Source organism: Stieleria sp. JC731, assembly GCF_020966635.1.
Classification (GTDB): Bacteria; Planctomycetota; Planctomycetia; order Pirellulales; family Pirellulaceae; genus Stieleria.
On the sequence record NZ_JAJKFQ010000029.1, the window covers coordinates 43,351 to 64,773 of the forward strand.

The window sequence follows — 21,423 nt, forward strand, 5'->3', positions numbered from 1 at the left end:
GCTTGATGTCCCTGATCAGTCAGCTGCCAAAGTAGTCGACGTTGGTTGCCGATCGCAACGAATCCAGTCGATCTCGATTGATGGCGAAGTGCCAGTCGGGATCACCAAAGCCACATCGATCGTTTCAATTAAATCGGATTGCTCAGGGATGCGAAATGCCCCGCTGACGTTACTCCACTGCACCCCGATACCAGTAATCGATTGCCGCAACAATTCGGACTTTTGATGCCGCACTAGGAGCTGATAAGGCGGCTGATCAGGATCATTAAATCCGTCCGCATTTCGGATCCGAATACTCACCTGATATTCCAACCCCGCTGTCGCAGGAATTGATTGAAAGAGTTCCCACTGGCTCGACGGTTCGGCAATCGCTGAATTCGCAGATCCGGCGACTTCGTCCGATTCGGGCATCGGGTCGATACGAAGCAGTGTACCGGCTCGTGAGTGGTCGCCGATCTGTGTCTGACTTAAAACCGGACGCACGCTAACCTGTTCCTGTTCAGGACGGGTATTCATTCCGTTTCGCAAATTCCAGTACTGACCGATGGGTAAGTCAAAGGCTGCGTTCAACAACGGAAGCGAACGAGGCATCTGGCCGGTCGACGCATGGATGATTTCGTTGACAGATGCGTTGGGCAGTTCGGCAACTTGGTCGGCAATTTTCCTGAGCGACTGAATCTTCTCTACGTACGCGTCTTTCTGCTGAACGTCACTGCTCTGACGAGACTGCTTCAACCAGACAATCGCCTGCTGACGCGCGATATCAGCAAACCGAGAAACATCGCAGGCGGGATCCAGCTTTCTGGCTTGTTCGATCGCTTTCACCGCCTGATCGAAAGCTTCGTCTCGGACCGCTTGCTTCGCGATTCCGAACCACGCGTTGGATTGATGACGTGTGGTCACCGCGATTTCAGTCGCTTTGCGATATAGCGACAATGCTTCTTGGTTGAATTCGTCACTGCGACGATCCAGAACGAGTGCCAATCCCATCATCGAGACAACGCTTGACGGCGTCTGTGCAAGTGCCAAACGGAAGTGCTGTTCGGCCTCACCAGGCTGACCGGTCTGCAATGAACACCATCCGAGTATCTCGTTCGCACGCCACTGGTCGACATTTAGCTCAATCGACTTTTCTGCCCACTGAGCAGCGGACTCGATTTGATCCCGAGAGTATTCCAGCGACGCCAATAGGCTGGCAAGTTCGGCAGCTTCCAAATTTGTATCGCGATCTTGTTCGAAGACGGAGAAGCGTCGCTTGGCATATTCAATCGCACGGCGACGGCCGCGCAAATCTTTGAGCTTTAAAATCGCACCGTCTAAACTGTCCGCGACGTCAAAACCGAGATCTGTCGCGTAGAAGAACGAATCGATCGCCAATCGATGCTGCCCGACATGGGCGGCCGTCGCGCCGAGGTGCCAGTATGGCCAATCTTGGTCTGAGACGAGACGTGTTGCTTGGCTTGCATCACGTAAGCTGCGTTTTAGAAGTTGATCAATGCGTTCCTGCTTTCCTTGCCATTGATTCGGTTGATCTCGAATCTCCAACGCCAGTTCAAGCCCAATGGTGGCTCGATCCGCATAGGCAAACGCGGTTTCTGGTCGAATCGCGATACATCGGCCGTACTGCGTCTTCGCCTGATTGAAAGCTTCGATTGCCGCTTGGTGATCTTCAGACTGTTGCGCGGACTGGGCCGTCAAAAAATAGGCCTGCCCCATCGTCATACATATCCAATAGTCATCTGGCGCAAGGTCCAGCGACCTTCGCAGCGTTTCCAAAGCAACTTCGACAGGGTAGCTCTGCTCAGTCGACTGCTCCGAACGCGGAACAAAAGTGACTCCGTAATCCTTGAACCAAGTTCGATACGCCGGATCGATACTGGCAATCAAGCTGGCAATCGCAAGTTCCAAGCCGTCTGCCGCATTTTCTGGCGGGGCCAAGGTTTCCGGTTCGACACGAGTCCCCTGATGCAGGCGATATCGAGCAATGCTACCGAGCCATTTGGCCGATTGGCTGGGACGAAACGTTTCGATTCGCCGCGTTAGCTCGACGGTGGCTTCGGCTTCCGCGGTTCCAACCTTTGACGTCAAAAACGATCGCAATAGGCGCAGCAGGCTAGGCGTTTGTCCATCCTTGTCACCACCCATGACGATCACCATGCGTTTTAGGTAAATCGAATTGAGCGCCGTGAGAACCCGGTACACACGCCACCGCATGGCATCAGCCTGCTGAGGTGACAGATCATCGACGGGCAATTCATCCCACCACCGATCGCTGTCGAGAACATTCATGATGCCCAGTGACGACTGCAGCAAAATTGCCGCTTCAGTATCACGAGCCAAATAGTCGAGATCTTCACCCCTGCGTACCAAGGATTCGAATTCACCTAGCCGATGAAGTCGGTCGCGTTTTTCGATCCAAATCCGTCGAACCGAATCGAAGCTTCGCAATTCGCCCATCCGCTCGATCGCTAAATTTGCCAACATCGCGGCATCCGCATAGCGACCACTGGCAATTGCTGCTTCGCTGCGTTCCATCGCGGCATCGACCATCGCCCGGGCTTCATTCTGCCTAGTTTCTGTCTGGTACTCGATCTCTCTGTCGGCTAGCGACTGTCGTCGCGCGGATTCCAGTTTGCGACGTACCATCTCGTCTTGCACCGCCAAGCCAATGACGGCGCCGATAATCAACAAAAACGAAGCAACAAAGATGGCGGCCGAACGGGCAGGATTTTTGCGTGCCAAACGTATCAAGCGTTCTGTAGGCGGCGTCTTGTAAACGCTAACCGGTTGATCGGCTAGGTAATGTTCGATGTCGATCGCGATCTCTCCGGCACTCCCATAGCGTTTCGTCGGAGCCTTTTGCATGGCTTTCATCGCGATCGCTGATAGTGCTCGCGGGATATGGGGATTCATCGAGTTTGGCCATTCAATCCGTCCCTCAAAGATCTTCTTCAGTGTTGACTCTAAGTCGGCTTCGCCTTCATGCGGAGCTCGACCGGTCAAGATGTAATAGAGAGTCCCACCAAGACAATAAACGTCCGACAGTTCACCGATACGATCAACATCACCACGCGCCTGTTCCGGACTCATAAATCGTGGTGTGCCCATGGTCGTGCCGTGCTGTGTCTCGGCGACGGACGAACCCGGATTTCCGTGGCTTTGGAATTCTGGAATCCCCATGGTGCCCGTTTCAAAAATGTCAGGCGAACCGTTCGCTTTGCCCAATTCATCGGTTCGCTTGGCCAGCCCCCAGTCGACGACCAACGTCTGACCATAGGCACCCAACATGATGTTCGATGGCTTCAGGTCGCGATGGATGACATGTCGACTGTGGGCATAATCGATCGTCAGGCAAACGTCTCGAAAACGGTTTAGCAGATCACGCAGGACCTCCAAATCGTACCAACGATGCAATGAACGTTTTGATTCTGTCGTTGAAGCAGAATTCAATCCTAGATGACGCTGCACAACGTCTTTTAAGGTCTCCCCCTGAATCAGCTGCATCGCATAGAAAGGACGACCAGCGAAGTCATTGCCCATCGAATAGATCGGGACAATCCCCGGGTGCTCAAGGTATCCGGTGATTTCCGCCTCACGACGAAATCGGCCCGCCGCATCCGGGTTATCCGACCATTGGGGTTTGATTTGTTTGAGGGCGACCGAGCGGGCGAGTTGATTGTCCCAAGCGATGAAGACTTCGCCCAATCCACCTTCAGCATGACGGCATCGAATTTCAAATCGCTGTGACGGACCCGAGTCACTGGCTGTCGGATTGCCTACCGAAGCGCTCGCCGCGTTGCTGGGTTTCGAATCGGCGAACAAGCCTCCGCCGAGAAACTGATCGTCTTCGCATTGCTGCAACGCGTCGACAAGAGCCCGTACTTTCGCCAGTTTTACATCATCGCCTTCACAGGCTTGGCGTAAGAATGCCTCACGTTGTTCCGAAGAATCAATTTCGAGAGCAGCGGTAGCGAGATCGTCGACGTTCATGCCTTGCATGATAGCGTGCCGACGGGAACATTGTCGCCCCGCGACTTTCTGCCTGATTCAGACAGTCAGCGACATAGGTTCCGTGGAAAATGCGCCGCTAGAAATGACAAAAATTCGTCGATCACATCAGTGTGTCAGTCGATGACAGTTCCGTCATGGGTGATCTGCAAAATCACCTGACGATCCCAAACTGTTACTGAACGCCTGCGATACTTTGGAAGACCCGTTTGTTTGTCTGCATCTGACGTTGTGCGGCATCGGCAACAAGTGTCTGGCATTCGTTGATCTGGTTGATGATGTCCGTCACGTTGTGGATCATCTTGACCGCCGAATCGGTATCGCGATTGATTTGATCGACTTGTAACAACACTGCTTCGGTAGCGTCATTGGTTTCTTTGGCCAAGTTTTTGACTTCACCCGCGACGACTGCAAAACCTTTCCCTGACTCACCCGCACGGGCCGCTTCGATGGTCGCGTTCAAAGCCAACAAGTTTGTCTGTTCGGCGACTGCCGCGATCGCTTTGACAACGTCACCGATCTGATCGCTACTAGCGTTCAGTCGCTGAATCGACTCGTGAGCCTGAACAGTCGCATGCACAGCCTCTCGCGAAACCGCCAAAGCGCGGTCGGTGTTCTGTGAAATGTGGTGAATGCTCTCTTCAAACTGATGCACCGCTTCGGAGACATTCTTGGCGTTGGTTTTGACCGACTGTGCATCTTCACTGGCACTTTCGGCTCGGCGTGATTCCAATGCCGCCACGTCGGCAACGCCACGGCCAAAGACGACCGATGCGGTGAGAATAAGACCGCCTGCGGCCGTGATCGCGATCCCGATTTGGGACTGCAATCCGGTGACGTTCTCCGATTCGATTGCCTGACCGACAACCCAATAGAGATAGCCATACAGACCGGCCAGCAAAACGACAACGGTGACACAGAAAGAGATGATCTTTGCGTTCATCAAACAACGGCCCTTTGCAGTTCTCAAGCGATTTCAATCCGCTCGAGTCTTTCATTCGCACATAGAGAAACTAGATCCAACAACAATGGTTATGCTGAGGGTCGTGCGGCAATCTCTTAGACAGTCAGCCCACGGATTTGACCAGGACGATTGCTTGTAGGCCGGAACTTCCCCTCGCTGGGATTAAACGTAAGACGCAGTTACGTATGCCCAAAGAGTTTTCCAAATCGCGACGGGAAACAGTCAGCCACTAGACCGACCGTTGGGGCTTTTGTCGTACTCTTTCAAGCAATACGACACATGCATCGAATTAGCTACCCGGTGCTTCGTTCCGTATGAAAAGTACGGGGTCGGGTCATCAGCCGACGGGCGTTCGCCCCGGTTATTGCACTCAAACCGTAGTTAATACCATACGGCTAATCCTAAAATCGAGTTGGAACGAAACACTAATACCGCCGATTGTTACGGCCACGGCCGTAGTCTCGATTGCGTCGGCGTGCGGCGCGCATCGCTTGCTGATTGAGCGCCCCGGCGGCTTCGGCCATCGCACCAACCAATAGCGATGTCATGGGGTGCGTCGCGACGCTTTCGACTTGCTGCCCAAAGGTTGGCCCCCATTTTTGGCTTGCGCGCAAAGCTTTCCAAAGCTCATCGATGTCGGACTCGCAACTCGCACGATCGATCATTCCGAATACATCGACGTCGTCAGAAAAATGCGATCGAGCAGCATCGTATTTTGCAGCTCGAAATCGTTGCATCATGCGGCCATACGAATCCAAACAACGCTGAAGTTCGCGAACGTCCGTTTGCGACTGACGATGCTCATCACTCAGTTTTTCCAGATCCGTATCGATGCCTTGGATTCGTGCGACAATATGGTCATCTGTCAGCTCAACAGTTTGTTTGGCTCGTCGATCAAGGTCATCGGAGTCCAATGCCGCCAATGTGCTTCGGAAAACGTCGATGGCTTCTTGGTAATAGGGGCCGCGTGGGTCTTCCAATTCATTCAGCTGATCTAGCAACTGGGTTAAGTCAGCTGAGATTTGATCCAGGGTTGTCAGTTGTTTTTCGCGTTGGTCGTTCAATTGCTGCGTTCTATCGATCGCATCGGGAAGGCCGCTTCGACGAACGACCTCATCACGCTGACCTTCCAGCGCCTCCATCACCGTTTCCATCGCATCACGATCGTTGGCAATGATTTTGCGCATCTGTTCCGGTGTATTGACTAGAAAGTCATAGCCCTTCTTTGCTTTTGGGTAGTCAATATACTTGGCCAACCAACGGTCCATCCGCCGGGTAAATCCCCGACTACCGTATTGCTCGGTTCCAAAGCCTCGTTCATTCAGATAGTTGAATAAAGTGCTTTCCTGATAGGAAGGCAGCTTGCGCGCGGCATCTTGTTCGATTTCGTTCAAGTTGGCTTCGGCCCGTTCCAATGCGGCTTCCGCGGCAGCAGCCTGAGCCGATAGTTGCGCAAAAGTTGCATCCGACGCCAATTCATGCTGCACGTTTGCCGAAAGCCGATCTCGACGCTCGGTTTCCTGATCGAGTTCTTCATTGATCTTCAGCAAACGATCTTCTTCGATCGCCTGACGATCCTTCAAACCGTCGATGGCAGCTCGACAGCGTCGCAATTCATCTTCGCGTCGCATCAGAACTTGGTTGAGGCTTTCACGCACCTCCGACCAAGTCGCGTCGATTGCTCCGGCGTTCAACTCGGGCAAGTAGTGCTTCGCCAGATCCAGCAATGCATCCTGGCGACTTTCGCCCAAGTCACCCCGTTCATCGTCGAAATGATCAATACTGCGACGGACGTTTTCCATCCGCTGCTGAATCAACTTGAAACCTTCGATCAGTTGCCGGTGCATGCCCGGTCCAGTCACTGCCATCTTGTTTTTCCCAAATGAACGATCTGGTCAGCGCCAGGTGTAGAACGATGTCTCGACAAAGTTGATTGATTGAATGTTGGTTCAAAAAGTGGTCTCGTGACTCCCACTGATGCAATGCCCTTGGGCCATGCATGGTAAGGGTGAACGAATCCAGCCGTATGTATCGATCACAGCATCGCTTGCAGTATCAATTGCTATGCAAACAGGTACCAAATTCCTGCTGCCGATGCCAAACCGGCCATCGACCAAACAATCCGTTGCCGCCAAACCCAGCAATGGGCCAGAAACGAAGACAAACCGGCTTCCGGATCTTCATAGGTGTGGAGGGTTTCCAGATACTGATCGATCGCCGCGTCGATCTCCGCTTCGGTGACGTCATCCCCCGAGACATTCGCGGTCCGCAGTAACTTTTGCCGCAAAGCGTCTCGCATATCGTCACGACGAAACATCACCTCGGCTTGCTCGCGTTGGTCGCGCATTTCCCGAGCTACGTCCATCACACGAAGCGTTTCGGCAATGGTCAGTTCGTGCTCAGGCAGATCAAGTTTCGATTGTGTCGCTTGGGCTTGGCTCATCTCTTTTCAACTAGCGCATCGCAGCTGGGATCAATTTGGGAAATCGTCATTCGAGCGTCACCGCCAGAATCCTTTTGGCCCTACGGATTGATTGTCGCAGACGCATCACTTTTGCCCAACAGAGTCAACTGTATTTTCTGAGCAATAACCGCGTCAACTGCCTCGAGGAAGCCGACGAAGACCTTCGATATTGCCTAAACACACGGCTTCGCTAGCCGTCAGAACGACTAAGTTCCGTTTTCGCTTTTTGCCTTGTTCAGAAAAAATGAAATTGGTCCCAGTGGCCCTTTTTTGGCCAAATTGCGGAATCTTGCGCCGCACCGATGACCAATCCGTTGCCATATGTTTGCCGCCTGGAAACTTCAACTCCATTGCTTCGTATAGGAACGGGATACGATTCCTGCCCGAACAACCATGGATCACCCTGTCCGGTTGGGCAGCCAATTGCCCGGCCGATCGCCTGGCCAGAACGATCCAAAGCAGAGCCAAATGGACAACTGACCAAATTGATGGTCGATTGCATCCGCTCAGCGAAGGCGCTAATTTACTAGGGAACCGAAACACGCGTTTGAGGGCGCGCCGAGTCGGTGCCCATCAACTTTCCGATCTATCTGTTCAACCGACCATGTCAAATCAAGCGTCCGCATCAGCATCACAACAACAGCCGGCCCCACAACAGAGTGGAAGTCGGATGCGTGAGTACTTGGACAGCGCCGTCTCCGTATTGCGAGAGTTCGGCGTCGACAGCAAGAACTCGGCCCCACAAGAACTGATCACGCTGCTAGAGAGTGTGAAACATCTCGATGAAGCCAAGGTCTTGGCAATCGCGGATGTGATTCAGCACATGGGATCATTTAATGCGCTCGTGCGTGAAAACGTCGAAAGCATTCAGGTGGGAAATCGCTATCTGCAAATCACACAAGAATTCGATTCGATTCGTGAAGACAGCAAACGCCTGATCGCTCAGCTAGATGACGGAAAAATCAGCGGCACCGAAAAGCTGTCGAACTGGTGGATGAAAATCCGACGCGGCACTCCAAGCGACCGTTTCGAAAAGATCGTCGAGACTTACGCGGAAGTCGCCAAGGACACAAAGAACGCGTTGAAGAGCGAAGACCGCATCATGGATGCCTACATCGACTTTCGCTTTGCATTGAAAGAGGCCGAAGTACTCGCGCGAGAATTGTTTGACGATCACCTACCCGTGCTCGAAGCCGCCAAAGCGAAGCTGGCTGACGCTCAGGATGCTCTGGACCAATACTCCGGAACCGATCAGGCCGGCAGAAGCCAACTCGAATTGGCTCGTGATGAAGCACGCCAACAATACGAAGAAGAAGACGAAACCTATCAATTGCTGAAAGACATCGCCGAAAACTTGCAGATCGGATATGACGTCGGCGAAACGCTCGTTTCAAAGCTGAAACAAACCCATGACGTGAAGGAGCGTGTTTATCGTCGCGCGGTCACGTTCTTCACGACCAACGAACACGTCTTTACGATTCTGGGCACCGTCTACCAAAGCCAACACGGACTGCACGAGGTAACTCAAGCGACCGAAGCGATGAAGGAAGGCGTCAACAAAGGCTTGGAAGACATCGCGACGCTCGGCCGAGAACTGGAACGTGCGGCACTGAAAGCGGGATACGGAAGCACAATTGATCCCGAATCGGTTCAGAAGTTGGTCGATGCGATCAGTGATTTTCAAGTCGAATCGCTCGAAATGATCGCCGAGCTTCGCAAAGAGAGCGAGCAGAGCACCAAAGCGATCCGCAAAAGCGTCGAAGAAGGTAAAAAGAAATATCAGGAAACCCTCGCCAAGCATGCTCGTGCCGGATTGGCCTAGCGGTTGATGATTTCCAGGATTGGTACTTCACGTAGTCGCGTAGGACGATGCAGCACCGGCGGCGAAGAACGCTACCTTCACCGAGTGAAAGGCGACAGTAAAAGGTAGCTTGCTGCTAGGAGCGCGAACGCACCAAAGCATTCACTCCAAATTTAGTGAAAGAAAATTGGGCAGTTTCGATTTGGCGTTTGTTTTCCCGTACCTTAAAGCCTGCGATTCAGAGTTTCAGCCATTTAGCTACCTGAAGTTTGTCCTGCGGTTACTTCACGAGCAGAGCGTCCTGCTGCTCAGCCGATACAATACTGAGTACTGTGGAGCACAGAGCGGTTTAACAGATCTTTCGACATTCGATTCTGCAACAGCTTTGCAATTGCGGTAGCGAATTCTATGTCGGTCCCGGACTGCCACATCGCTTGAAACTTGCGTCTCTTTACAGATTGCTTGATTTCAAGTCTCTCGATACAAGAACGGGCGTCCCGAAGGACGCCCGCGGAGAGTGTTGATCGTTAGGTGATTGTTGAGAAGCCTACTGCCGCCGTCGTCGGCGGCGGCCCCCGGCCAGTCCAAGTGCACCGATACCGAAGATGGCGAAGGATGTCGGTTCAGGAACTGACTGCGTTGTCATCGTTCCGAAACTGAAGTTGTCCCAAACAACTCCATCTCCGGCAACAGAAAACGGCTGATAGAATTCAACGCGAAGAATGTTGGCAGATGACAATGAAAGCGTTGCATTCGTTCCGACCCCAAGGCTGGTGCCAATAAACGTGTCAGTTGCGATAATCGCGCCTCCAACCATAGAGTCATATGCGTCAATCCGAATTCCGTTAGCTCCGACATCCAAACCGAGGACGCTGACAAAAGAGGTGGGAGCGTCAAACGTTGCCACGATCGGTGTGGCGACCTTCGGTTGAACACTGCTCGTCGTCGCGATAATAGTCCTTGGCGATGAGGCTGCGGGATCTGATCCCAAGATATTCGTTATCGTAGTGTTTGAGAAAGTCACACCGAACGTGGAATACGCAGCGCTAGACAACACTCCAGTCGGTTGATCATCAAAGTCTATTGTGACAATTCCAGCACTAGCAGGGCAAGCAACGACTAGTGCAAGCAGAAATCCCATCGCATGCACGATTTGTATTTTGAAATATGAATTCACTGTTTTATCAATGTATTTTGAAAGTAATATGCTGAGTTAATTGTTCCATTGAAAGCGAGCCAAGTAATTTCAATCGGAACCTTCAATAGGCTGATCGGCCTTGAACTCGCGACCACTGTTTGGCAATGGCGAACGAACCATTTAGATGGTTGATCTGCGGGAAGGTCACTGCAACGCATGCAACCAAAGTCGTTTGAGCCAAGTCCAATGCTAGAGCTGGACTGACAGCTCATGCCGAAGGCCCTCAGTGACCCTTGAACGAGATCCCAATAGCTGGGGGTACTTGTTTTAAAATCGCCACTCGAATCTGAAATCTTGCTGACGATTGGCTCCATTGAAGCTGTCATTATCCCAGCTTCAGTCGCCGCAGGCGATGCGAGTATGCACAGCGATACCAGCGTTAAAAGCTGAAGCCTGCGAGTCGGCGATGACGTTCGAGAAGTCACCAAACTGCTAATCCCCCATCAAAAGGAGCCCCACACCCACCGCCCCACCCGGAGATACTATCACCCCCCTGCGCTAGCGGCAACCCTCGAGACGTTTTTTTTGGAAGATGGAAAGAAGATGGAAACCTGTAGACGGAGCAACATCCCACAAAATTTAGATGGATGATCTACGTTTTCCGTGCGTAGCTAGACTGACCATGTCTCGATCTACGCTTCGTTTTGCGACAGGAAGGCCATATGGCGAATGCGGAACGACACAAATTTTATTGAAAGAAGTATTCAATCGAATTTGGGAAGCTGTTTTTTGGCAGGCCTGATTAATCAGGCGAGAAGCATATCCTTGAATTCCTTTGTTCTCCGGGGAAACAAATTAACAATCGGATCGACCTTGAGGAGTTCGTCGACATGAAACTTCTGCCGAACAACGAGTAGGTGCCAGACCGTCGATCGCCGAGCTTCGCAAAGAGAGCGAGCAGAGCACCAAAGCGATCCGCAAAAGCGTCGAAGAAGGTAAAAAGAAGTATCAGGAAACCCTCGCCAAGCATGCTCGTGCCGGATTGGCCTAACGGTTGTTGCTTTTCAGGACTGGTACTTCACGTAGTCGCGTAGCACTGTGCAGCACCGGCGGCGAAGAACGCTACCTTCACTGAGTGAAGGGCGACAATAAGTTGTAATCAAGCAAGCTCGGGCGGAATGCATCCGTCCGAGTTTTTTTATTGGAACAACGCGAGGTCGTCGGCCTAGAACCATCAAGCGACAAGTTGTTTCTTTGTCGCCTGCCATTGAATTGGACACCGACCATCGAATATGCCCAATGTGAACCGAGATTTCGGGTCATACTTTAGTGACATGCGTTGCTGGAAAACGCCCTAGCACTACATGCGTCCGGGACAACTCCCGCCACCCCCCTCCCGATAAGCCATCCACTTACCGTCCACACACATGCCATGTTGGAACCGCTCAATATCGCGCCGTTGACCGATGCACAGACACGATTCCGACGCGACTTCAATGATTTCGCGCGACTCTGGCAAGAAACGAAGGAGGATTGGAAGGATGACCGAGCACGTCAATTTGAACAGGAAGAGCTAGGATCGATCGGTCCTAGCTTGAGTCGATTTACGGCAGGATTGAACGAATTCACAGAAATCCTCCGCAAGGCTCAGGTGGCGATCAATGACACCGAGACAGGGTCCCACGAGGTATACTGACTGTAGCGGCAATGGGCCCTCGAGGCCTTAAAAATGCGGACGTAGCGACACGTCCGAGCATCCGGTGTGATCGTCATCGGGTACCTTTTCTAGTCGCGTCTCTTCTCTTGATTCGGTTTGCATTATGAAAGATTCATCCGTTTCGCCGGCAGGATTGCTTTCCTCATCTCGCCAACGCGTTCTACTCGATGCACTGATTGCCCGGTTCCAGTCCTGCAATACGCAACGCCAAGAACTGGTCCATCAGCATGCACAACAGCGGGACGACGAAGAGCGACAATTGCTCGCCGAACGAAACGGCGTCACCGCGGATTGCCGCCGAGCACGCTACGCAACGTTCTCACAATGGGATGCGGCCGAAGAAAAAGTCTTTGCCGCCTATGAGAATGACACACTTCGATTGCGTCAGGACATCCACCGCCTAGCATCGCAGTTTCGCAAAAAGAAAAGCGAAGGGATCGAAACGATCGAGCACAAAGTTGAAGCTCGACGCGTTGCCGTCCACCATCAATATGAATCTCGCAAACATGAACCCGGTGAACAGAGCAAACGTGAAATCGAAAAGATCAACCAAGCATTGATCGCGATCGGCAAGGACATGGACTGGACTTGCGAACTGACCGTCCGCAGACTCGATGGCCTTCCCAACGTTCCGCCTGCCGAATCACCCGAGGAAGAGGTTCAGATTGATGAACCGGTTTCGATTCGACACACGGTCGAACTGATCGGCGAACTGACACGCCGCTGTCATGAATATGTCACCGATTTACAAACCGGTGCGTCGGTCAGAATTGTTGATTCGTTCTATCTGCCTGCCGGTGTGGCAACCGTTGTCGTGCTTTGGATCGCGGGGATTGTTTACCTTCGCCCTGAAAACTTTTGGACGGTAATGCTGTCCGGAGTGGCAGTCGCCGGAATTATCGGTATCAGCCTTTTCGCTGCGTTGTTGATCCCATTGAGACGCAAAACGAGACGAACCTATCCGATCATCTACCGCACAGTCAAAGCCGCCGAACAGGTTGCCGAACAAGGCCGCAAGATCTCAATCGATCAAGCAAAACAATCCAGCGAAGAACTGATTGCTCGACGCGACCAACATTTGCGTCAAGCGGAAGCGTGGCGTGAAGAACAGCTCAAACAGCTGCAGGAAACGCTTGCCGCGGAAGAAAAAACGGCGAGAGACGAATTGCAGTCTCGCCTCAACGGCTTATCAGCAGACTTCCAAAACGGATTTAGCACCCTGACGTCGGAGATGCATCAGAAGGCGGAATCCGTCGCCGCCTCGATTACCAACCGACTAGGTGATACCGATCAGCAATTGCACCAACGACGAGAATCAAATGCACAGCGTCGGCACACCGAGCTACAAAGGGTGACCGACCGGATGCGTGAAGGCGTTCGTGTCGGACTGAACCGTATTAGCGAACTACAGCAGGCGACGAGCGATCGATTTCCCAACTGGGATGATATTGCCAAGTCCAACCAAACGACCACGGCGAATATCAACTACGTTCCCGTGGGAGAACTGGCGATCGGTGACCTGCTATACCAAACCATTGCCAGTGAACAGCGTTCGGAATCGGCAAATGGCTCGCTGCAAGATTCGATGTTCCATCCAAACGAAATTCCTGATGCGATGTGCATCGGACTGCATCGTCGCCTGCACAGCGGACTTTTGATCCGAGCCGCCAGCGGACAAATGAATCAAGCAATCGAACTGATTCATGCGGTACTCTGGCGTATGCTGACCGGAACTGCCGGCGGGCGCACACGAATGACATTGGTCGATCCGGTCGGTCGCGGCCAGAGCTTTACTTCGTTTATGTCGCTAACGGATCACGACCCCGCCTTGGTAGGACACCGTGTCTGGACAACCGAAAATCAAATCGAAGCCCGCTTGGGTGAGGTCGCCCAGCACGCCGAAGACGTCCTTCAAAGCAGTCTGCGTGATCGATTCGAACGCGTAGAAGATTACAACGTCTTAGCAGGTTCGATGGCAGAGCCCTATCATACGGTCGCCGCCGTGGGGCTTCCCGAAGGCTTAACCCGTGGTGCCTATAAACATCTCAAAGCGTTGATCGAAAGCGGGTTACGCTGTGGCGTCTTTGTATTGATGGCTTGCGACGAATCGATGCCATGGCCCAGTGATCTGCCCCGTCCGTCGGACTCTCGCCTGATCGAACTTTCCATCGATCAAAATGGGAATTGGAGCTTAAACCGAGAGGGGCTTCAGGATCTGAAATTTACTCCGACGCCAAACCTGCCGACCGAGTACCGGCAACAGGTTGTCGAAACCGTCGGCACGGCTGCAACAATGGCTGCGAAGGTTGAAGTCCCGCTGGAAAGCATGTTGCCAACCACGGGTGGCAACTTGAATTCAGACCATGGGATCGACATCACGATCGGTAGCCAAGGTGGGCACCGCACGCTTGCTCTCGAATTGGGTGAAGGCGTCAAACAGCATGTTTTGATCGCTGGTAAAACCGGTTCCGGTAAAAGTACCCTGCTGCACGCATTGATCACCAGTGGTGCGTATCACTACGGCCCTGATCAACTGCAGTTCTATCTGTTGGACTTCAAGAAAGGTGTCGAGTTCAAACCCTATGCCGATAGCCAACTTCCGCATGCACGTGTGATTGGGATCGAAAGTGAGCGTGAATTTGGCCGCAGCGTTCTTCAGCGGCTGGACGAAGAACTGCAACAGCGAGGTGAATTGTTTCGCGCCGAGTCGGCCCAAGAGCTATCGGAGTACCGGCGTCTGAGTGGCCAATCGATGCCTCGAATCATGTTGGTCATCGACGAATTCCAAGAACTCTTCGTCCGCGATGACAAGGTCGCCGCGGAATGTTCGATGTTGCTCGATCGCCTAGTCAGACAAGGTCGGTCGTTCGGCATTCATATCGTGCTTAGCAGCCAGTCCCTGGCCGGTGCATACTCTCTGCCACGAGCGACACTGGGACAAATGGCAGTCCGAATCGCGATGCAGTGTAGTGAATCGGATGCGGCTTTGATCCTATCGGACGAAAACACAGCCGCTCGGTTGATCTCACGTCCCGGTGAAGCGATCTACAATGACGCTGGTGGTCTGATCGAAGGCAACCAGCCATTCCAAGTCGCGTGGTTGGGATCGGACAAACACCACGAGCTATTGAATACGATCACCGCCCGCGACGAATCGCTAACGAAGGATCTGCCACCGCCGGTCATCTTCGAAGGCAACCGGCCGGGACGCTGGAATCGATCGCTTGCCAATGCTGCGATCGCGTCCGAAGCAAAAACCCGCGAAGAACTGCACGGACTGTTGGGCGAAGCGGTCGAAATCGGCCCGCCGGTTTCGTTGCAACTGAGTCGAAATGCGGGTCGCAACGTCATGTTGATCCCTCCGGCAGACGCCAGAACGGGACTGCTGGCATCCATCGTCTCCGGCTTCGCAAAATCGAACCCCAATCTGGAAGTTTTATACTTCAACGGCAACCGGCCCAATGAATCCGACTCCATGCACGAATGGTTGCAAGAGGCCGGTTTAAAAGTCAAAGAGATCAAGCCGCGTGACGCGACCGAGGAGATGAACTTGCTGGTCAAGATCATCAAGGAACGCGGCGATGAAGCCGTCGGCGTACCACCCATCCTTGTCGTGATCGATCCGCTCGATCGGTTTCGAGATTTCAGGCACGAAGACACCTTCAGCTTTTCTTTGGATGCGGACTCTGGCCCGATGTCCGGAGGCCAAGCCTTTCGCGAAATGCTTAAAGACGGACCGCCAGCAAACGTGTTTGCGCTCTTGGTCTGTGGCAGCACCGAAATTGTCAGTCGTTGGTTGCCAAGACAATCGCAACATGATGTCGAATTGCGTGTGCTCGGTCGGTTGAACGCTTCGGACTCTTCGCTGTTGATCGATTCGCCGATCGCTAGTGAACTGTCAACAGCAACGATGCTGCTGTACGATGAACCGGCCGGAAAGATCAGTAAGTTCCGGCAATTGGATGTGCCTGGATTTACCGAAGTCAAAGACTGGATTGAAGAAGCATGACATCGATTTTCAAAAAGATTATCGACAAAGAAATCCCCGCCGACATCGTTTTTGAAGACGATCAGTGCCTCGCGTTTCGTGACATTAACCCCAAAGCACCGGTGCATGTGCTAGTGATTCCCAAGCGGGAAATCGTTTCGCTGGCTCACCTTAGCGCAGACGACGCACCGCTTGTCGGACACTGCATGGTGGTACTAAGTCAAATTGCAGCTGCTGAGGGATTGGCTGACGGTTACAAAGTCGCCATCAACTGCGGCGAAGCGGGCGGACAAGAAGTTCCGCACCTGCACTACCATTTACTGGGCACCCCGGCGACGAAATAGTCGACTTTCGATTGATCGCCGTTTTCGCGGCTTCGCAACCAGAAAGTCGCCAAGTGACATCTTGCGGTTTTAACTCAAAGGCAGACGGCTGGATTTACTTGCCCGCTTGAGCCTGCTTACCTGCTTCAGCGATTGATTCTGGTTTATCGATCACCAAATAATGCCCGTGATCGGCAGTCACGATGACAACCGTGTTTCCCCAAGCATCGTTCTCATCGACCCAGTTCATCACCTTTTCGAACGCGGCGTCACCACTGAGCACCGCACCGATACTGCTATCAAGGTTGTTGGCATGGTTGGCCCAATCTACATCCCCCGCTTCGATCAGCAACCAGAATCCGTTCACCGATTTTTCAAGCACCGTTAGGGCGGCTTCGGTCATATCGGCTAGGTTTGGGTTTTCTGTGATGTCGCCTTCGTCATAGCGTTCGGTTGCCTTCACATCCAGCGCCGGATCAAAACCACCATCTGCGGTCGCGAACGGTAAGTGCCCACCGCCGACACCATAAAAGCCAAGCAGGCGTTCGTCCGCATCGGCCGCTTTCGCAGCCGCGGCGAGCAACGCTTCGCGACCATTCTTGCCTTCTTCACGTTGGACGACACGATACTTTCCGCCGTTGTTCATATCGGACGAGCGGATGTCTTCTTGATGAAAGTACGGGTTTCCCTGAGCAAAGTTTTGCCCCTGCACCGCATCCTTACCTTTGCCTTCGCCCCAACCACCACCGATCAAAACGTCGACGCCGGGCAGCGGCTCGGCACGGTGGGAAGCAGAAGGCAACCCGACCATGTCGCGAGAGATGTCTTGGTAGTCCTTGCGTGAAACGTTATTCGCGTAAGCCGCAGCGGGTGTCGCGTGACTGACAGGCACACTGGTCACGACACCGATTTTGAATCCCAGTTCAGACTGCAGTTGACGTGCGATCGGTGTTACCTGAGAACCGTCAACACCGACATTGATCGAACCGTTGTAAGTTTTGATGCCGCTGAACAGGCTTGTCGCTGACGAAGCCGAATCGGTAACGACATGGGGCAAGGCCCGATCTTTGCCCAACAGGTATTCGCTGTTTTCACGTTCGTTCCATGGGGTGCGTCCGGCAAGTTGGACGTTGTAGCCACGCTGCGAGCCTTCATTCACCGATTGGACAACTTGTGCGTCCACGTCCGTTTTCGCCCCACCTGCCGCAGCACTGGTCACGACCAAACCGAAATCGGTTTTCGTTCGGCGGTCGTCTTGAAAGTGCAAACCGGTTCCGCGCCCAGACTCGTAGGCAACCGCTCCGGTCTTGTAGATCGATGCGGCACGTGTCGTTTGCCAATCCATCCCATCAAATACCATCATGATGATGTTGGTATAGCCGGCATCGACGGCGGCTTGCTGCAACCGATAGACATCGGTCTGGTCGTAGTAGAGCGCTTGCGGATTGACGACCCCATCACCCAATTCGCCGCCCATCGATTTCAGACGTTGTTCGTCGTGGTACGCGCTTCCTTCTTCACGAAGCTGGTTCAGCGTCATCCCAAAGGTATAGACAGGAATCAATCGGTTGCTGTGATTGGTCCAAGTCGAAAACTTGTCCGGATCGGCTCCCCAGTGGCCATAGACAGGCTTGCCAGTCTTAATCGAATCCGACTGCATCTCTCGCATCGGGTCTTCAACGGCAACGTTGGCTGACTCTACAGAGGACTCAGAAGACGGTTCATCAGCCACCGCTAGCGCACCGAAGCAGCTCAACATTCCGGCAGCCCCCGAGAAAAGCTTCAACGCGAGATTTCGACGTTTCCTTTTTACATTCGAAATCTGCTGACGTTCTATCATCGAAAAATCGCAAGTTGAATGATTCATGGAGGGGACGCAGGAAGGAATGGCTGGCGTGTTGGCTGGTGGCCGCACAAGGACGGCCCTAGTCGCGTTCGAGCTTGTTAAAGCACAATCTTTTCTGGGCTGCTTTGCTCGACCGCTGAAGGCAATAAACATAGTCACCTAAACCGATCCAGCCGAGTGGGTTTTACCCGGTTTCTCGGATACTGATCGAACCGCCCGCAGCCACCACAATATGATCTAGGACTGTAATTCCCAGCAATTTGCCAGCTTCGGTCAACCGATTGGTGACCTGGTGATCCTCTCGGCTTGGGGTTGCGTCACCCGAAGGATGGTTGTGAACAAGTATCACCGCTGAGGCTGAATCACGAATCGCGGGGCGGAAGACCTCGCGTGGATGAACCAGGCTGGCGTCCAGTGTGCCGCGGGTAATCAAATGGGTATTGATCGGCAGGTGCTTGGTGCTGAGCGTGACGATGTGGAACTCTTCTTGGACAGCACTTAACGCAAGATTGCTGAAAACATCGTCACAGAACTGCACCGCTGCTTTGGTGCTGGTAATCGGCGTGTGTTCGCGGCGACGGCGGGTTTCGTGATCGGACACACGCCGGCCCAATTCGATTCCCGCCATGATCGCGGCATAGCTGGTGACCGTCACCGCCGGACTGATTTGGCGTAGATCGTCCTTGCTGGTAACACGGAGTTCCGCCAGGTTTTCAGAAAACTGCCGTGATAACCGGCGTCCCGCCTCGATGGCAGATTCACCTTTGACACCGACACGAATCAGGATCGCAAGCAATTCTGCATCCGCCAGTTGTTCTGCACCGGCCGCCAACAACCGTTCTCGAGGCCGTTCATGTTCCGGCTGAGCGGTGACTTGGTTTCCGTTGACCTGACGCTCGATCCAATGCGAGGGATCAACGCGAACTTGAACGTTCCGCCATGCATAGGTCTCACGATCATCGCTCTTATAGCGATCCAAAATGCCCTCGCGGACGAGATCTTTCAGCGTCGAACTGACAAACCCAGCAGTCAGTTCGGGGCACGAGTCACGCGCTTGCTGCTTTGAAAATGCACTGATCGGAGAAAGCGTTTTGAACAGTTTTTGCAACTTCTGACGACGCTTTTCGGCTGCGCCCATGGATTCATTTCCAATGCGAATTCACTAACCACATCCATGCAATCAATCGCAGCCTCATCCCCCGGCGAGCCAAATCGTACTCGATCCACCCGAACCCATGGGCTATTGACACCCCCCAAGCAATCAAGCGGTTTGGCAGTGGGAGAAAAGCCGACGTCGATGTCACGCTTTTCTCCCAGAAAAGTCGCAAATTGATCACCAGCGACATCACTTCGACGACACATTAATTGATAGCGATTGAATCTAAAGAGGGGTTTTTCTCGTGTTTCACACGGGTTTCCGGAGATAGCCAAGCTTTGGCCCGCTGGATGCGTTCTTTCTTAACCGCGAGCGGTCGCACGGAGAGCTGATCTCTTTACTGACCGCATCTCCGACCCAGCATTGCTGAAAAAAAGTTCACACCCTCTTATTCATGGATCGAAAGATGTTCCGACGTTTGACCTTGCTAGTTGCCCCTGTCATTGCTGTGGGCGCCCTCATGTTTGCCGATACGCCGACCGCCAGTGCTCAAGGCTTTTCCATTCGCATCGGCAACTACGGCAGTTCATTTGGTGCTCACCGAAATAGCTTTTCGCCCTACAGCTACGGATATGGTACTCCCAGCTACAGAAGCTATCGCAGCTACCGAAGCTACTCACCGTCTTATGGACGAAGCAGTTACGGACATGGCAGCTACCACCCAAGTCGTCCACATTACGATTACTACCCACCGCAAGTCATTCGGCACGGAAATCACTATGACGTGATCCCAGGTCATTCGCACCTGCATCATGGTAACCATCATCATTAAGGCGTTGGTCGCCCAGACATCGGCGGCCCAGACTTCGGCCGCCCAGAATGTTGATCAGCGACATCGATTCGGCGAGGCATGGTATCTGGTCAGCATCGTCTGCAATGCTCGCAATCGTCCCAGTTGGACATGAATATTCTCTCCGGTGAGCCTACCACTCGGTGTCACCGGAGAGAGACCAATGGTCGACTACTAGGATGCTTGTTCCGTGTTCCGCACAGATAGATCTGATGCCACAGTTGTATATCGAATCGACTACTTTGCAGGAGCGTTACTGCGCGGGGGCGTCTTCCAATTCGTCACGATAGCCAGCGGGCATCTCAGGAATCTTCACTGGCGTACGCCGGTCGGTGTTGAGTAACCATTCGCTCGGCTCAACAGACTCCTCAACTAGCCAATAGGTCATTTCGGTCGGGCTGGCCGAGTTAACAATCAGCAAGTTGCTGTAGTCCGGGTCTGCGCTGGATGTTTCAACGATCAGTCGACCTTTCACTGACCAGATTCCTTCATCGTCAAACTTCGCATACGTCTTGTCTGTCGGACTGATTGAGCAACCGGCCATCTTCCAAGTCCCATCGGCCTTCCGCTCCATCCAACCGATGTATTTGCTTCCGTCTTCTTCAACGTCGTTTGCATACCAAGGATCGATTAGGAGTTCTTCCTTGAAAGGCTCCGCATTCATCGCATCCATCGCTTTCTTCTTTGCCGCCGGTTTTAGCCCAGCAAGCATGGTCGCCAGATTCTGTTCTGCTTTGGCATGCATCCGAAGTTGCTTCGACTCCTTGACCAAACGAGCCATGACGGCGTCTTTAATCGGTCCGGCATAGACAATCGCTTTCTGACCAGCCGTTGTTTTTATGAACGCTTCAAGCTGTTGCAGTTCTTCCGCGGTGAAACGCGTCTCTAGCTCGCTCGCAATGAGATCCTTGGAAAGCTTCAGCATGAGCTTTACCTCAGGTGTATGCATCACCTTGAGCTCCTCGGTTTCACCTGGCTGGTTTCCTTGCAGCCCAGCCTGGGAGCTTGAGATTCCGTTTTCCAACGTGTCGACGAATAGCTTTGCGACAACATCAGCAGCCGAGTCAGCTTGCGCAGCTTCGCCGGATTCAGCGTCGCCATCTGCAGCATCCTGGGCAGCGAGATCGGGTGAAAAGGCGAGCGAATGAACGCTCAACACAATGATCAGAAGGAGAGCATTTCGGATCGATCGAGACATTGTCGGATTCGGTGTTGCAAGTTCATGATT

General features: G+C 53.1%; 13 protein-coding genes. 5 read left to right on the forward strand and 8 right to left on the reverse strand.

From position 1 onward, the window contains the following. Positions 1–15: 15 nt before the first annotated feature. The 4 genes from LOC67_RS25025 to LOC67_RS25040 all read right to left on the reverse strand — a co-directional run bounded on the left by LOC67_RS25025 (position 16) and on the right by LOC67_RS25040 (position 7,415). Complete coding sequence (locus tag LOC67_RS25025; protein WP_230265582.1) at positions 16–3,990, reverse strand: protein kinase domain-containing protein; 3,975 nt, start codon at positions 3,988–3,990, stop codon at positions 16–18. A 193-nt stretch (positions 3,991–4,183) separates the two neighbouring features. Next, complete coding sequence (locus LOC67_RS25030) at positions 4,184–4,951, reverse strand: methyl-accepting chemotaxis protein (RefSeq protein WP_230265583.1); 768 nt, start codon at positions 4,949–4,951, stop codon at positions 4,184–4,186. A 446-nt stretch (positions 4,952–5,397) separates the two neighbouring features. Next, positions 5,398–6,840 carry a hypothetical protein gene (locus tag LOC67_RS25035; RefSeq protein WP_230265584.1) on the reverse strand — a complete coding sequence of 481 codons (1,443 nt, stop codon included), beginning with the start codon at positions 6,838–6,840 and terminating at the stop codon, positions 5,398–5,400. A 194-nt stretch (positions 6,841–7,034) separates the two neighbouring features. Then, complete coding sequence (locus LOC67_RS25040) at positions 7,035–7,415, reverse strand: DUF6384 family protein (protein ID WP_230265585.1); 381 nt, start codon at positions 7,413–7,415, stop codon at positions 7,035–7,037. Between the two features lie 625 nt (positions 7,416–8,040). On the opposite strand from LOC67_RS25040, the gene LOC67_RS25045 reads away from it, so the two are divergent. Further along, positions 8,041–9,258, forward strand: a complete 1,218-nt coding sequence (locus tag LOC67_RS25045; protein ID WP_230265586.1) for a cell surface protein — start codon at positions 8,041–8,043, stop codon at positions 9,256–9,258. A gap of 526 nt (positions 9,259–9,784) precedes the next feature. Here the strand turns inward: LOC67_RS25045 and LOC67_RS27680 are convergent. Continuing rightward, positions 9,785–10,144, reverse strand: coding sequence for a PEP-CTERM sorting domain-containing protein (locus tag LOC67_RS27680; protein WP_230265587.1), 360 nt, complete (start codon positions 10,142–10,144; stop codon positions 9,785–9,787). A 1,663-nt stretch (positions 10,145–11,807) separates the two neighbouring features. Between LOC67_RS27680 and LOC67_RS25055 the strand changes: the two genes are divergently transcribed. The 3 genes from LOC67_RS25055 (at position 11,808) to LOC67_RS25065 (ending at position 16,424) form a co-directional block, all read left to right on the forward strand. Beyond that, positions 11,808–12,071 (forward strand): hypothetical protein, encoded by a 264-nt coding sequence (locus LOC67_RS25055; RefSeq protein WP_230265588.1) that lies wholly within the window; start codon positions 11,808–11,810, stop codon positions 12,069–12,071. Positions 12,072–12,195: 124 nt separating this feature from the next. Then, entirely contained in the window at positions 12,196–16,101 is a 3,906-nt protein-coding gene (locus tag LOC67_RS25060; protein ID WP_230265589.1) for an FtsK/SpoIIIE domain-containing protein, read from the forward strand. Continuing rightward, positions 16,098–16,424: a histidine triad nucleotide-binding protein gene (locus LOC67_RS25065; protein ID WP_230265590.1), complete on the forward strand. Its 327-nt coding sequence runs from the start codon at positions 16,098–16,100 to the stop codon at positions 16,422–16,424. The genes LOC67_RS25060 and LOC67_RS25065 overlap by 4 nt, the downstream gene beginning before the upstream one ends. A 94-nt stretch (positions 16,425–16,518) precedes the next feature. Here LOC67_RS25065 and LOC67_RS25070 read toward each other — a convergent pair whose 3' ends face one another. Together LOC67_RS25070 and radC are read right to left on the reverse strand one after the other, a co-directional pair. Further along, a complete protein-coding gene (locus LOC67_RS25070; protein ID WP_230265591.1) occupies positions 16,519–18,243 on the reverse strand; it encodes an alkaline phosphatase in 1,725 nt (574 codons plus the stop codon). A 190-nt stretch (positions 18,244–18,433) separates the two neighbouring features. After that, entirely contained in the window at positions 18,434–19,387 is a 954-nt protein-coding gene (gene radC, locus LOC67_RS25075) for a RadC family protein (protein WP_230265592.1), read from the reverse strand. A 424-nt stretch (positions 19,388–19,811) separates the two neighbouring features. On the opposite strand from radC, the gene LOC67_RS25080 reads away from it, so the two are divergent. Then, positions 19,812–20,177: a hypothetical protein gene (locus LOC67_RS25080; RefSeq protein WP_230265593.1), complete on the forward strand. Its 366-nt coding sequence runs from the start codon at positions 19,812–19,814 to the stop codon at positions 20,175–20,177. Positions 20,178–20,448: 271 nt separating this feature from the next. On the opposite strand, the gene LOC67_RS25085 is transcribed toward LOC67_RS25080, so the two are convergent. After that, the gene (locus tag LOC67_RS25085; RefSeq protein ID WP_230265594.1) at positions 20,449–21,393 is read right to left on the reverse strand and encodes a hypothetical protein; all 945 of its coding nucleotides are present in this window, start codon (positions 21,391–21,393) and stop codon (positions 20,449–20,451) included. Between the last annotated feature and the right edge of the window lie 30 nt (positions 21,394–21,423).